Origin of the sequence: Carnobacterium inhibens subsp. inhibens DSM 13024 (genome assembly GCF_000746825.1) — a bacterium.
Lineage (GTDB): Bacteria > Bacillota > Bacilli > Lactobacillales > Carnobacteriaceae > Carnobacterium_B > Carnobacterium_B inhibens.
The window spans coordinates 2,334,036-2,347,769 of record NZ_JQIV01000006.1 but is presented as its reverse complement, the minus strand read 5'-3'; the positions used below and the strand labels follow the sequence as shown (position 1 = coordinate 2,347,769).

Annotated in this window: 14 protein-coding genes; 1 reads left to right on the top strand and 13 read right to left on the bottom strand. The window is 33.6% G+C overall.

The window, feature by feature from the left end:
• Positions 1-94: 94 nt before the first annotated feature.
• From BR65_RS12365 to racE, 6 genes are all read right to left on the bottom strand, one after another.
• Complete coding sequence (locus BR65_RS12365) at positions 95-1,234, bottom strand: N-acetyldiaminopimelate deacetylase (protein ID WP_034538429.1); 1,140 nt, start codon at positions 1,232-1,234, stop codon at positions 95-97.
• 90 nt (positions 1,235-1,324) lie between these two features.
• Entirely contained in the window at positions 1,325-2,026 is a 702-nt protein-coding gene (dapD, locus tag BR65_RS12360) for a 2,3,4,5-tetrahydropyridine-2,6-dicarboxylate N-acetyltransferase (protein ID WP_023177124.1), read from the bottom strand.
• A 29-nt stretch (positions 2,027-2,055) separates the two neighbouring features.
• Positions 2,056-2,535: a cyclic-di-AMP-binding protein CbpB gene (cbpB, locus tag BR65_RS12355; RefSeq protein ID WP_034538427.1), complete on the bottom strand. Its 480-nt coding sequence runs from the start codon at positions 2,533-2,535 to the stop codon at positions 2,056-2,058.
• A gap of 125 nt (positions 2,536-2,660) precedes the next feature.
• On the bottom strand, positions 2,661-3,179 hold the full coding sequence (locus BR65_RS12350) for a metallophosphoesterase (RefSeq protein WP_023177122.1): 519 nt from the start codon (positions 3,177-3,179) through the stop codon (positions 2,661-2,663).
• 29 nt (positions 3,180-3,208) lie between these two features.
• Positions 3,209-4,573, bottom strand: coding sequence for a ribonuclease PH (gene rph, locus BR65_RS12345; RefSeq protein ID WP_034538426.1), 1,365 nt, complete (start codon positions 4,571-4,573; stop codon positions 3,209-3,211).
• Positions 4,574-4,612: 39 nt separating this feature from the next.
• Complete coding sequence (gene racE, locus BR65_RS12340) at positions 4,613-5,431, bottom strand: glutamate racemase (RefSeq protein WP_023177120.1); 819 nt, start codon at positions 5,429-5,431, stop codon at positions 4,613-4,615.
• A 220-nt stretch (positions 5,432-5,651) separates the two neighbouring features.
• Between racE and BR65_RS13520 the strand changes: the two genes are divergently transcribed.
• The gene (locus BR65_RS13520) at positions 5,652-6,230 is read left to right on the top strand and encodes a YslB family protein (RefSeq protein ID WP_244877175.1); all 579 of its coding nucleotides are present in this window, start codon (positions 5,652-5,654) and stop codon (positions 6,228-6,230) included.
• Positions 6,231-6,490: 260 nt separating this feature from the next.
• Here the strand turns inward: BR65_RS13520 and BR65_RS12330 are convergent, their stop codons facing one another.
• From BR65_RS12330 to BR65_RS12295, 7 genes are all read right to left on the bottom strand, one after another.
• On the bottom strand, positions 6,491-7,756 hold the full coding sequence (locus tag BR65_RS12330) for an ABC transporter permease (protein ID WP_023177119.1): 1,266 nt from the start codon (positions 7,754-7,756) through the stop codon (positions 6,491-6,493).
• Entirely contained in the window at positions 7,749-8,648 is a 900-nt protein-coding gene (locus tag BR65_RS12325; RefSeq protein ID WP_023177118.1) for an ABC transporter ATP-binding protein, read from the bottom strand. Before BR65_RS12325 ends, BR65_RS12330 begins: the two co-directional genes overlap by 8 nt.
• Before the next feature lie 202 nt (positions 8,649-8,850).
• Entirely contained in the window at positions 8,851-9,423 is a 573-nt protein-coding gene (locus BR65_RS13515) for a general stress protein (RefSeq protein WP_051932781.1), read from the bottom strand.
• Between the two features lie 627 nt (positions 9,424-10,050).
• On the bottom strand, positions 10,051-11,307 hold the full coding sequence (uvsE, locus tag BR65_RS12310) for a UV DNA damage repair endonuclease UvsE (protein WP_034538425.1): 1,257 nt from the start codon (positions 11,305-11,307) through the stop codon (positions 10,051-10,053).
• Positions 11,308-11,447: 140 nt separating this feature from the next.
• Entirely contained in the window at positions 11,448-12,095 is a 648-nt protein-coding gene (gene trhA, locus BR65_RS12305; RefSeq protein ID WP_034538422.1) for a PAQR family membrane homeostasis protein TrhA, read from the bottom strand.
• 249 nt (positions 12,096-12,344) lie between these two features.
• A complete protein-coding gene (locus BR65_RS12300; RefSeq protein ID WP_051932780.1) occupies positions 12,345-13,055 on the bottom strand; it encodes an alpha/beta fold hydrolase in 711 nt (236 codons plus the stop codon).
• Between the two features lie 132 nt (positions 13,056-13,187).
• Positions 13,188-13,454, bottom strand: a complete 267-nt coding sequence (locus tag BR65_RS12295) for a hypothetical protein (RefSeq protein WP_023177112.1) — start codon at positions 13,452-13,454, stop codon at positions 13,188-13,190.
• Positions 13,455-13,734 lie beyond the last annotated feature (280 nt).

The following is a 13,734-nucleotide window of genomic DNA, read 5'->3' as shown; positions in this document are numbered from 1 at the left end:
ATATTTATTCAATAAACATTGGTCTTATTTTTACAATAAAAGCGTCTCGCAAAATCATGAGTGATTTTACGAGACGCTTTTTTATCTATTATGTTTATAATTGTCTATTGGCTCTCTTTTCCAAGAAATCTCCCACATGCTCTATAGCAAAAGGAATAGCTTCTTCCTTTGGTGTCATTTTTGGATGATGCAATCCATATGGACTATCAACACCCAGCCAAAACATCGTGCCTGGGATTTTATCCAAATAATAACCAAAATCTTCACCTGTCATTTCTGTTCCCATTTCTTTATAAACGACACCTTGTTTTTTAGTCATATAATCAATAAATGCCATCGTTTCTATCTCACTGTTAATAACCGGATAATACCCCGCTTGGTCTAAATCTAAATAAATTTTACAATTATAAGAGAGTTCAATTCCTTTAACAATATCTTTTACCCTTTGTTGAGTTAATTTGCTCATTTCAGAGGTTAATGTACGTATCGTTCCAGTAAGGCTAGCATATCCGCTAATAATATTTCCAGCTGTTCCAGCATGCATCGTTCCTAAAGTAATAACGGCACCTTCCATCGGGTTAACACTTCGACTGACGATTGTTTGGATTTGGTTGATGAATTGACTGGCAGCTACTATCATATCGTTAGATTCATGCGGGTATGCAGCATGTCCGCCTACACCACGAAATTCTACATCAATGGCACATGTACCAGCAAACAATGTTCCTACTTTTGTACCTAACGTTCCTACTGGTAGATCAGGCTTTACGTGCAAAGCATATATTTCATCTGGCATGTAGTCATTTAAAAAACCACTATCATAAATAATTTTAGCTCCACTAACATTTTCTTCAGCTGGTTGAAAAATAAAGACTAAATCATCTATCGTTTGGTGAGAGCTAAAATAAGTCAATAAACCTAATGCAATAGACATATGCATATCGTGTCCACAGGCATGCATTCTTCCTTCGTGAGTAGATTGAAAAGGCAATTCTGTTTCTTCCACTACTGGTAAACCGTCTATATCTGTTCTCCATCCAATGATTTTTTGGCCAATACTACCTTTTACTCGAACCACAATAGCAGTTTCCCAAGTTTTTATTTCTAAATGTTCTTGTGGCAGCTCTTTGATTTTAGACATCAAATAATCATGTGTTTTGTATTCTTCTAGGCCAATTTCAGGAATCAAATGCAATTCTCTGCGTATTTGAATAAAGGGATTTTCTTTTACCATATCCTCACTCTTTTCTAAAAAAAGAGATGAAGCAGAAAGTAGTAGTTCACCTTTCTGTTTCACGCTCTTTAAATTGATTATTTTTTATTTTTATAGTTCGCGTAAAGCATCAATTAGACCTGTTTTGCTTTTTGTTTTTTCATCAATGTCTTTGATTTTTTTAGCTGGTGTTCCTGCTACAACTGTATATGGTTCAACATCCTGAATCACAATAGCACCTGCTGCAACAACTGAGCCTTCTCCAACACGGATGCCCTCTAACACAACAGCATTAGCACCAATCAACACGTTATCCTCTACAATAACAGGTTGAGCACTGGCTGGTTCGACAACACCTGCTAAAACAGTACCTGCACCAATATGACAATTTTTTCCAACGGTTGCTCGTCCGCCTAATACAGCACCCATATCGATCATGGTTCCTTCACCGATAACAGCACCGATATTGATAACAGCACCCATCATAATAACTGCTGAATCTCCAATTTCAACTTGATCCCGTATAAATGCACCCGGTTCAATGCGCGCATTAAATTTTTTCATGTCTACTAACGGAATAGCCGAGTTACGACGATCGTTTTCAATCACCGTGTCATCTATCCATTCTTTATTTTCTTTTAAAAATGGTTCAACGACTTTCCACTCTCCAAAAATCGTTCCTACTTCATCAGTTGTGAAGTTTTTAATGGATTCAGGAAAACTCAATCGATCTAATTTACCTTTTAAATAAACTTTCACCGGCGTTTTTTTTTCACTTTTTGCTATAAATTCAATAATTTCATTAGCATTCATCTGATCATTCCCTGCTGATTAATAAATTTTTAACGCAATTGCTCTGCTTTCCGAATAACATCATATTTATTTTCAAATTCATGTGCGATTCGATTAGTGCCCTTTAAAATTTCGCTTCTCGTGATGATACCTGTAAAACTTCCATCATCACTTGCTACACATATAAAAGCATTATCAACTAACAGATGCAGTACTTCTTCTAAATCATATGGATTATCGATTACGGCAAAATCTGTTTCCATCACATCAGAAACCAATATATCTCCTAATTTATCAAAATCGATATCTTCTAAACCTGTAATGGCTTCAATAATCATTGGCATAGAAATAAGGCCTTTAATTTTGTAATCATAGTCTAAAACTGGTATAACAGAATACCCTATCTTTGTCAGAACTAATAGTGCATGATTTAAACGATTATTTAATTGTACATGAGCAACTCTATCTGCTGGAATCAAAAAATGCTCTTTATTTTCAAGTAACATTTCTCCAATTTCTTTTCCTATCATTATCTTCATTTCCTTCCTTGAGATAACTAAATCCAACTACTATTTTACGTGAAAACAAACTAAAAGAGTAGCAAAATGATGGGAATACCTAAAAATAAATCAAATTCTTTTAAAGAAATAGATGATTAACCATTTTTTGAAAAACGGCACGATAACTCTTCAATTGCTTTATGTGCACGATTATAATAACAAACCTCTATTTGCTGGTCATTACTTTCAATTACTGCATAAGTTGGAATGAGATATTGGCCTCTCGGTTGTGAAATACTCCCAGGGTTCAAAACTAAGATTGTATTTATTTTTTCAACACCCGCTTGATGAGTATGTCCAAAAAATGCAAATTGCGCATTTTGCTCTTCTGCTGCATAAACTAAATTCTGCATACTGTAATTCACGTCATGATGGTGCCCATGAGTCATAAATATTCGTTCACCTTTGACATCTATAAGTTGAGTCAACTCATAATCCGCATTGAAATCCATATTTCCTTTAACCGTCAACATAGATTTCCAAATAGGATCTGTTGGGTCTAATTCGGAATCTCCACAATGAAAGAGCTGATCTACTTTGTCCTTATAACGCTCAATTAATTCAACTAAAATTGCACGATCTCCATGACTATCACTCACAACTAATACTTTCATCCTTTTCACCTCATTAGGTTAGCTATAGGCTAACGATTTATCCATTCGTCCCAAACTTCTTCTAAATTTTCTAATGCTACTGCACGATGGCTGATTGTATTTTTTTCTTCTTGAGATAACTCAGCCATTGTTTTGTCTTTGCTTTCAACATAAAATAATGGGTCATAGCCAAAACCATTGTCGCCTTTAGGAATAGATAAAATCAATCCGTCCACTTCGCCTTCCACAACTAGGCTTTTTTTACCTGGCAATGCAAGTGCTAACGTACAATGAAATTGGGCTGTACGTTCTTCTTTGGGTACATTAGTTAATTCATGTAACAATTTGGCATTATTCGCAGCATCACTTTTGTATTCTCCTGCATAACGAGCAGAAAAAACACCCGGTGCTCCATCTAATACATCTACTTTTAATCCTGAGTCATCAGCCAATACAATCATATTAAGAGTTCGAGCTATTGTTTCCGCTTTTAGTAATGCATTTTCCTCAAAAGTTACTCCCGTTTCTTCAACTTCAGGAATCTCAGGGAAGTCACGTAAGGTGTTTACTTTTATTCCTTTTTTGGCAAATAAGGCTTCAAATTCTTTGGCTTTACCAGCATTATTTGTCGCAATAACAATTTCATTTTTAGGAATCGCTGGTTGAATCATTACAGCTTCTTTTTTCAAAGAAATAGCTTGATTAAAAGCATCCTCTTGTACTTGTATCAATTCATTGATTCCTTTTTTTCCATGTTCCAGCATTACTGAAAGTTGTTCAGGAGAAAAAGTAGCTTCTTCCCCAGTTCCTTGGATCTCAACAAATTGACCACCAGAAGTCATCACTAAGTTCATATCTACCTCAGCTGAACTATCTTCAAGGTAATTCAAATCTAATACAGCTTGTCCATCTTTCAATATTCCTACACTGATAGCTGCTACATTTTCTTTTATTGGACTCAATGCTAGCTCACCATTGTCTAATAACTTTTGAATGGCTAATTTTAGAGCTACAAATGCTCCTGTAATACTTGCAGTACGTGTTCCGCCATCTGCTTGAATGACATCACAATCTACAGTAATTGAGCGTTCTCCTAAGGCTTCTAAATCAATACTTGAACGTAATGAGCGAGCAATTAATCGTTGAATCTCCATTGTTCGACCACTTAATTTTCCTTTGGCTGCTTCACGGATATTGCGCGTATCGGTAGCTCTTGGTAACATACTATATTCCGCATGGACCCATCCGCTTCCCATTCCTTTTAAAAAACGTGGAACTTTTGTTTCGATTGTTGCATTGCAAATTACTTTTGTGTCACCAAAGGAAACCAATACTGATCCTTCTGGGTGTTTCAAATAATTAGTTTCTATTGTTACTAAACGGTTTTCGTCATTTTTTCTGCCATCTGCGCGCATTATTGAACCTCACTTTTTTTGTTGAGCTTTTAGCTCATTTTAAAATTTTTCTGTACCTAATGTTATATGCTCAATATCTAAAGCTTCGTTGTCTAACCATTCCGAGGCAATATCATTAAACATTTGTGTAGATCCTGTCGTATAAAATTTCCGCTCTGATACTTCTTTACTTTTGCTTAACTCAGCAATATTAAAGTAATCTAAGATTGTACTTACTTCACTGATCGTTTCTGCACCTGAATCAATCAATGTTACTGAATCTCCCATAACGTTTTGGATAATGGGGCGCAATAACGGGTAATGCGTACATCCTAAAATCAGTGTATCGATTTCTTTATGTTTAAGCGGTTTTAAGGTCTCTGCCACTATTTTCTTAGCAATAGCACTGCCATATTCATTACTTTCAACCAAAGGTACGAATTTTGGACATGCCAAACTGTTCACTGATGCTAACGTATCTTTAGATTGGATCATTTTTTTATATTTATCGCTTTTTACTGTACCTTCCGTTCCAATAATGCCAATGCGATTATTTTTTGTAGCTTTAATCGCTGCACGACTTCCAGGTAAGATAACACCAATGATCGGTATAGCCAGTTTCTTTTTCAAATCTTCTAACGCCACTGCGGTTGCTGTATTACAAGCAATGACAAGCATCTTTATATCTTTATTTAATAAAAAATGAGTCATTTCCCAAGTAAATTGTCGAACTTGTTCTTCAGGCCTTGGACCATATGGACAGCGTGCGGTATCTCCTACATAATAAATGGATTCATTTGGCAGCTGCCTCATAGCTTCTTTCACTACTGTCAACCCGCCAACTCCTGAATCTATAAAACCTATTGCTTGTTTTTTCATCTTTAACAACCTCTGTTTAGTTTCATTTGTATACTCTTCTTATTCTCGCTTTTTTTACACTGAAATTCAAGAGATTACGAAAATTAACTCTGTCTTTCTTTAAATTACTTCTTTTTTTTACCTTTTAAAATGATTACACTTTAATTTACTTTAAAAAGGTAGGCTTCTGTTTCAAATCACGTTATAATAAATAAGAATGACAAAAGAGGTGAATGAGTAAGTGAATAGAAATAAAAAAGAACAAAAACCAGCTTTAGAAGATTTCAATGGAACAACTTCTTTATTTGGTTATGAACTGATTAGAGATGTAGTGATACCCAACTTATTAGGAACAGATACACACGAAATCTTATATTGGGCTGGTAAAGAATTGGCTAGACAATACCCACTTGCAAACAGGCAAGACATCATTCGCTTTTTCGATAAAGCGGGTTTTGGCTTAATAGAACTAAACAAGAAACAACGCAACAAACAAATTTATACATTATCTGGTGAAATAGTTGAAGTTCGTTTAAATCAGGCAGAACCTAGCTTTAATTTAGAAGCTGGATTTTTAGCTGAACAGATCCAATCCCAAGACGGCATTTATACTGAAGCAGTAACGGAAGTAAATAAGAAAACAAAAATGGTTACATTTACTGTGCAATCGGACTTAAAAGACCGCTTATCGATTGAAGAACCTCTTACTCATTTTGTGATGAGTGAAAATAATGAAGACGAAATTAGTTTGATAAATGAAGAAGCCCCTGAGGAAGATGAGGCAACTTTACCTTCCAGATCTTCAAGACACGAACAGTAATAAATTAAAAGAATGACAGTAAGTTCCTTTTTTATTGAAGGAATTACTGTCATTCTTTTTTTATATAGAAATGGTAAATATCTTTTAAAGTTAGACCATTTTTTTGTATATCTGTATAAAAAAGCTTAATTCATTGATACATTTATATGCCACAAAATTTATTCTTATATCTACTTCCAAAAGTAGTCACAACAACTTGCTAAAAAGCGTTAGTGATAGAGATAGAGATAAGTTTACTCAGTAGTTCAACCCTATAAATATTAGTTTGTTTTTTTGCGCTCATTTTTTAAAATACTAAAAGAGGTTTTCATTGTTTTTATCATTCCTGTATCTGAATAAACTAACACATTTGAACGATACATTACTAGTGACAATAGCGTACACAGAACCGTAAATACAATCATCACGATAATCGAAATCACTATTCCGGCCGTTGAAACTGTTTCACTTGCTACTCTGAACGGCATGATAAAAGGCGTGAAAAAAGGTATTTGAGAACCAATTTTTACAACCGCTTGGTCTGGACTGGCAAAAGCAAATAACCCGCCATAAAACCCAATCATGGCTAAGAAAACCAATGGAGTAACAGCTTTGCTCACATCTTCTATTTTCGTTACTAACGAACCAAAGAATGCAGCCAAACCAGCATAAAGAATAATCCCAAGTACAAAATAAATAAGTGTTGTTCCCAATAAATTGCTTAATAGTGTACCAATATCGACACCTGTTAAAAGATCTTGAACAAAATCAAGATTTTTTATAAACGGATAGGCAATCAAAGCTAAAACGATGTAAATAATGATTTGTGTTAGACAAACCAACAATATTCCTGCTAGTTTACCAAAAAAGTGAACCGTTGAAGTAACACTAGACAAAATAACTTCCATGATACGTGTTCCTTTTTCTGAAGCAATCTCGGTTCCAATAATGCTGGCGTAATTTATAATAAAAATAAAAATCGCAATCCCAACTACATAAGAACTCCACATTTTGATTGTTTCAGCCGTACTGTCTTGATTAGTCATTTCTCCTTCTTCAAAATTGATTGTTTCAGTTGAGATAGCAGCTGGTGACATCAATTCCATTGCCTCTTGTTGAGTCAATCCGTATTCAGTTGCTTTCCTATTTAACTGAATACTCGTTAAAATACTGGTCAATACAGTTGTATCTAATGTATCGCTAGATGACATATCAACATAGTTAGCAGTAACCATTTGATTCTCAGACTCAACTTCAAGATAGCCATCTAACTCTTCCTGCTCCATAGCTTCTTCAGCTGCTTCTTTTGTCGTAATATCTGGATCAACCGTAAATTGATCTTCTTGGGCTGCCAAAAGTGTTTGGATTTCTTGATCCGATGTTAAAACGGCAATCTCAGGTATCTCATTTTCAGATTGACTAATAAAATAAATGATTCCGCCAATAATCAACAACATTACGATAGGCGTCAAAACCATTGTTAAAAAACCAAATGACTTAATATTTTTTTTATAAACATCCCTAACGATCACCCAAAATTTATTCATGAAGCTCACCTGCTTTCATTTTAAAGATTTCTTCTATAGTAGGCGATTGTTGGCTAAATGTTGTAATATAGCCATTTTTAGTAACTTGTTCAAAGATTGCCTTCCCATCTTCTGGATTTTCCAACTCTAAGACTTTTACCCCATCTTTAGTTACTTTTGCTTTGATTACTCCATGCATTTTACTTAGTTCATCAATAGACAGAGGTGTTTCTAAAAAGAGTTTTTTCCGTCCAAACTTTGCTCTGATTTCTTGAACAGTTCCATCTAAGACCATACTTCCATTACGCAACATGACTAATTTGTCACAAATTTCTTCGACGTTATTCATATTATGGCTAGAAAAAATAACACAAGCTCCTTGTTCTTTTAATTCTTTAATACCAGCTTCCAACAACCCGGCATTTACAGGATCTAACCCGCTAAAAGGTTCATCTAAAATAACCAATTTAGGCTGATGGATCAGCGTTGCAATAAGCTGTACTTTTTGTTGATTCCCTTTAGATAAAGATTTGATTTTATCTGTCTTTTTGCCTTTAACTTGAAATTTTTCCATCCATTTATCAATTTGAGGTTTGATCTCTTTTTTAGATTTCCCACGTAACTGCGCAAAATAAATAATTTGATCCTCTATCGAAACTTTAGGATAAAGTCCTCTTTCTTCTGGTAGATAGCCAATCACATCATAATCGGTTTTCTGTAAAGGGCGTCCGTTCCATAAAACTTCACCTGAATCAGCTGTTAAAAAATTTAATATCAGCCTAAAAGTTGTCGTTTTCCCTGCACCATTCTGACCAATCATGCCTAAAATTTGACCATCGGGGATAGTAAAACTGATATCATCAACAGCTGTTAATGTTCCGAAAGTTTTTTTCAAATTCTTAACTTCTAGCATTTTTTCTCCTCCAAACATCTAAATTTTTACTATGTATCTAGATATTCATTCTAACAGAACTATTGAAATTGGACTATGAATAACTAATAACCATTCCTTTTCTCTTTAATTTTTAGACAACTAAAAAAAGAATTGAGACAATTAAATTGTCCCAATCCATTTCAGTCTATTCTTTTTTATTTATCTATTTAACTATCTCTTTTTAACTATCCCTTTGTTGATCCGTACCGGGAGTAGTCGGCATACTTGGATTTTCAATTGGATGATTTCCTCCAAATGTTCCATCACTTTCTTTAAGAGGAATTCCCTCTATAGAAGCATTTGTGTCATTTTCTGAAACAACTTGACCTTTAACAGAAGCTGATACTTCACCTATATTTGACACTGTAGAATCATTTTTATCCTTAATGGGCTTATTCCTAAGATTTTGTTTCGTATGTTCAGTTTCTGGCTCTTCAGTAATAATGACATATCCACCATTTCTTACGGCTTTATTGTAACGTTCAGTAGTTGAAGAATCCAATTTATATTTTCCAAGCGGATTTCCATCATCTGCTTCACCAAAAGTATCTTTGACACGATTCCACACTGACTTATTGTGTTTATTAAGAATTGGGTCCACTTCCGCAATCGTTAAACTTTCAATTGTACCTTTATTTTCTTTATGAGTTACAACAGTTACATCCTCAGGACTGTACCCTTCTGTAATCAAATGTTCAACTTGAGCTGCAGCTTCCTCAACAGATTGATAAGCACCTTTGAATTTTTTCACCATATTCATTCGTCCTCCTATCAAATTATTTTAGTACACTATAATAGTACCAAATAAAGAATGCGTTCCCAACTCATATGTTTAAGAATTCTTTTTACTCAATTAACTCATTTAAATTTTATTCTAAAACAAAAAAAAACTACCTTTACACAAAGGTAGTTGATAAGTAGAAGATAGGATTCGAACCTATACCTTATTTAATAAACACAAGAAAAAACAATCGTTTGACCTCTAAAAAAAGTGAAACACCACGTACATCTACATCTAATAGTATAGCACAGTTTATTAAAGAAAGCACGGTTTATTTGAAAACAACTGCTTTCCACACGATTTGAGAGGAATTGACTATTAAAGCGACTATTTTTTTCTGTTTTTTAGTTTGTTGTAATCTAATACCGTGATTACAATTAGAACAATTCCAGTAATTAAAGAAACTTGATTATTTTCCAAGAATCCGTAAAAAAGTAGAATGATACCTGAAATCAAAATGACTAATGCAATAATTTTTTGTATATTCATATTTTTTTCCTCTTTCATTTCTTCATTAATGTAGCTTATTTTTCGATACAATTAGTTAGTATACTGTATTTTTTTTTGTTCATCAACTATTTGTCAAAATTATCATCTAACTTAGAGCACAAAGTAATAGGACTGGAGCAAATATGGTTGATTGTCATTTACCGCTAACTTCCATAATATATTCTTGAGTGTTTTCAGTGAACCGCCGTTTTTTTCAACTTTTTCCAGTTGTTTAAAAAAGGCTTTTTTTTCTTTTTCTGTTGCAGTTTCCTTAAAGTAACCATATACATGTGTAGCTGCATTGATAGCAGTCCCAGTTGCCACTTCCATCTCTAAAGCTTGGTCAAGTAAACGATAAAAATCCACTACCGGAAAAGCAGTCTTATCTTTTAATAGCTGACGAATAGCATCATATATCTTAGGTGATCTCTCTAAAATACTGTATTTGTATAGACTCCATTCCTTTTCTAATAATTTAATATGCGGCTGTGATGTCGTAGCATTGATGCACTTTACAGCAGAAAGGTTTTTATCTTTCACTTCTAACATAATGTCTAAATCTTCTCTTGCAACTTGATGATAGAAGTTCATAAATGGTTCAAGTGCAATTGTACGCGTATGTGCTCCTATACGGCTCATTGGGCTTTGTTGAGAATAATGAATTTTTTGCGATCCATCTTCAGTCTTCCACGTTTTGTGAGTTTGCTCGATCCAATAGGCATCGTCTTTTGAAACATCACTTGTATTGATTGCATTATGAAGATTATCATAAATAACAGGAGCGCCTGTAATTTTGCTGATAGCCAAAACTTCCGAAACAGTATAAGAACGATCATCATTTTCAATGACTAATCGTTTTTTTATTGCATCTGATAACGTTTGGTAACTTTTTACGAAACGTTGCATTGCTCGTTCTTTTTCTTGGTAGACACCTCCAATATGCAATACGATTTTGTGCTCTGGTCCTACTCCAAGGCTATCTAAAAACTTTGTATGATACACTAAATCTTCTACCGCTCTGGACACTACCTCATTATCTGGTGAATTTAAAACGGTGTATTGTCCAGGATGCATGGATACTCTCATACCGCTTGAAATAATTTTTTGTCCAACTGAATCAAATTGCGGTTTAAATAATTCCCACCAAGCTAATGTATTGACCGGACTTGATCCAAATGGAATAATATCTGAACTAATACGGAATAATTTGATATTATTTTTAATATTATACTCAATGACTTTTTCAAGCGATTCTAAGTTAAAGTAAATCAACTCTTTTAATTTTTCTTCAGTTGCATTTGCTTTCCGACACGTTTTAAAACCTGTGTCTGGAACACCTACCGTTAAGCAAGCATAACCAATACTCATTCTATTCCTCCTCTTTCACTCCTATTCAGTTCATTTATTATATAACTCTTTTAAAAAAAAGCCTAAGAAAAGCACTATGAAGAAAATTAGCTCACCGTTATATGCAAAAAAAAAGCCTTGAAGAAAACATCAGGCTTTTTTTATGCATAAAGTAAAATTGAGAAGTAGATAAAAGCAGTACCCGTTAAGACAAACAAGTGCCACAAGACATGCATATATTTAACATTACGCATGCTGTAAAAGATAGTCCCAATTGTAAATGAAAGTCCTCCAGCCAGCAATAATGCAAATCCATCGAAACCAAGTCCGATATACATTGGCTTGATGGCAAACATGCTAAGCCATCCCATTCCTATATATAAAAGAGTTGACATTTTTTTGAATTTTTCAATCCATAGACATTTGTAAATGATTCCAAAAATTGCAATTGCCCATACGATTCCGAATAAGGTCCAACCCATTCTCCCACCAATTGTTACCAGAGAAATAGGCGTATAGGAACCAGCAATTAACAAAAAGATACTACAATGATCAAAAATTTTAAACACTCTTCTTGCTTTTGTAAAAATCAAGCTATGATAAAGTGTTGAACATAGGTAAAGTAGGAATTGTGAAAATCCGTAAATACTGTAAGAAACCAATTCTAATGTTGAGCCTGTATTTCTAGCCTTCATAATGAGTAATATCATTCCCGCTATACTTAAAATTGCTCCTACACCGTGAGTTACTGCATTCAATACCTCATTGGTCACCAGATATTTTTTTGTATATACTGCTTCATCATTCATTTTTTATTTCCTCCTTAAAAACATATGCCAATAAGTACTCTTACAGAAAGAACATTGTCATTGTTGTCATGTATGCGTTAGTAATTTTTATGTAAGACAAGAATAACACAGTTTCAAAAACTATTCAACCTAGTTATCAATACTAGATGAGAAAACAGAAAAATATTTTTAATCTTTTGTATAATTTTTTCTTTATTATAATTTATTCTGTAAATACTTTTCAAGAAATATGAACTCCTAATTTTACAGCTATACATCACATAAAAAACTTTCAACAAGCTGATTAAACTCTTCATACTTTTCAATCATCAAAAAATGGCTAGCTTTTGGTATGATTACTAACTCGCTGCCATTTATCCATTTATGAATACTAATTGTATGACTTTCATTAATCACATCATACTCTCCAGCAACTATCAAAGTTGGCACTTTTATGGCGAGTAAATCATCAACCTTTAAATCCAATTGGTGCCACATCAAATCTATCACTTGTTTCTTTTTCTCAGCTTTTGAAAAATAGTTACCTAAAATATTTAGGACTGCGTATTCTCTTCTTATTTCCGTTAAAGATTTTTCACTTAACCCATTTACTTTATAATTAGCCCCAATAACAACCAATTTATTGATTCTTTTTGGATAATGACTAGCAAAATATAATGCTATATTTCCTCCATCACTAAATCCCATGATCATTATTTTTTCTAAATTGAGGTAATTTAATACCGCTAGAATATCTTGTGCAATTTTTTTAAAGGTAAGTATTTCTTTACCATGTTCAGAAAGTCCATGCCCTCTCGTATCCATTGCAATCACTTGAAATTGTTTACTAAAATGGATGATTTGATGCTCAAATATTTGATGATCTTCTCCGTTACCATGTAGTAATAGTAATGGTTCCCCAGTTCCTGTAATTTTACAATAGATTTCAACATCCGTTGTACGGATATACATTGATTTCATTTGAATCCCATCCTTATTTATTAGTTATTCTAATATATATGATAGGAGTGTATCAGAATTTTATATTTTTAAACACATAAAAAAGCGTTAATTTTTATCAACGCTTTTAAAATTCAGCTATTTAATTTTATATCACATATTAAGATTAAGACATATCGTGTTTAAGATTATTGTCTGTTCAGCTTCTAATTTTACAAAAAGCAATTTTGTTGTTTTCATTTCATTCAAATCACTTAAGGATAATTTATTTTTTCTTAATACGCCATCAAGAGGACAATCAAGAATTCCATCGGCATTTTCAATTAAGTCTTCTTCATCTACAGGTAACGTATTGCAAAGGTTTTTTCCTTCAAGAATATACGCATAACCGTTCCTTGCCTTTATTATATTAGTTCCCATACTGTCCCTCCTACTCTTAACGTTGACAGAATTAGTATTATCCGATGAATTAGTAAAAGACAGTTAACCAACTGGCTTTTACTAATTCGTTAAAATGACTCAGGGTCAAGGGAAAGGTAAAGAGCGACAAGTGTCTAAGCCTTTTCTAGCCCCCACCGCCCATGAACCAGATTACCGGCAAAAATGCTATCAATTTTTTCAAGATCTTTTTCATGTAATCCCTCCTAACTTTGATTTAATTATAGCAAATGTTTTATAATATCTTGTATAATGTTCATAT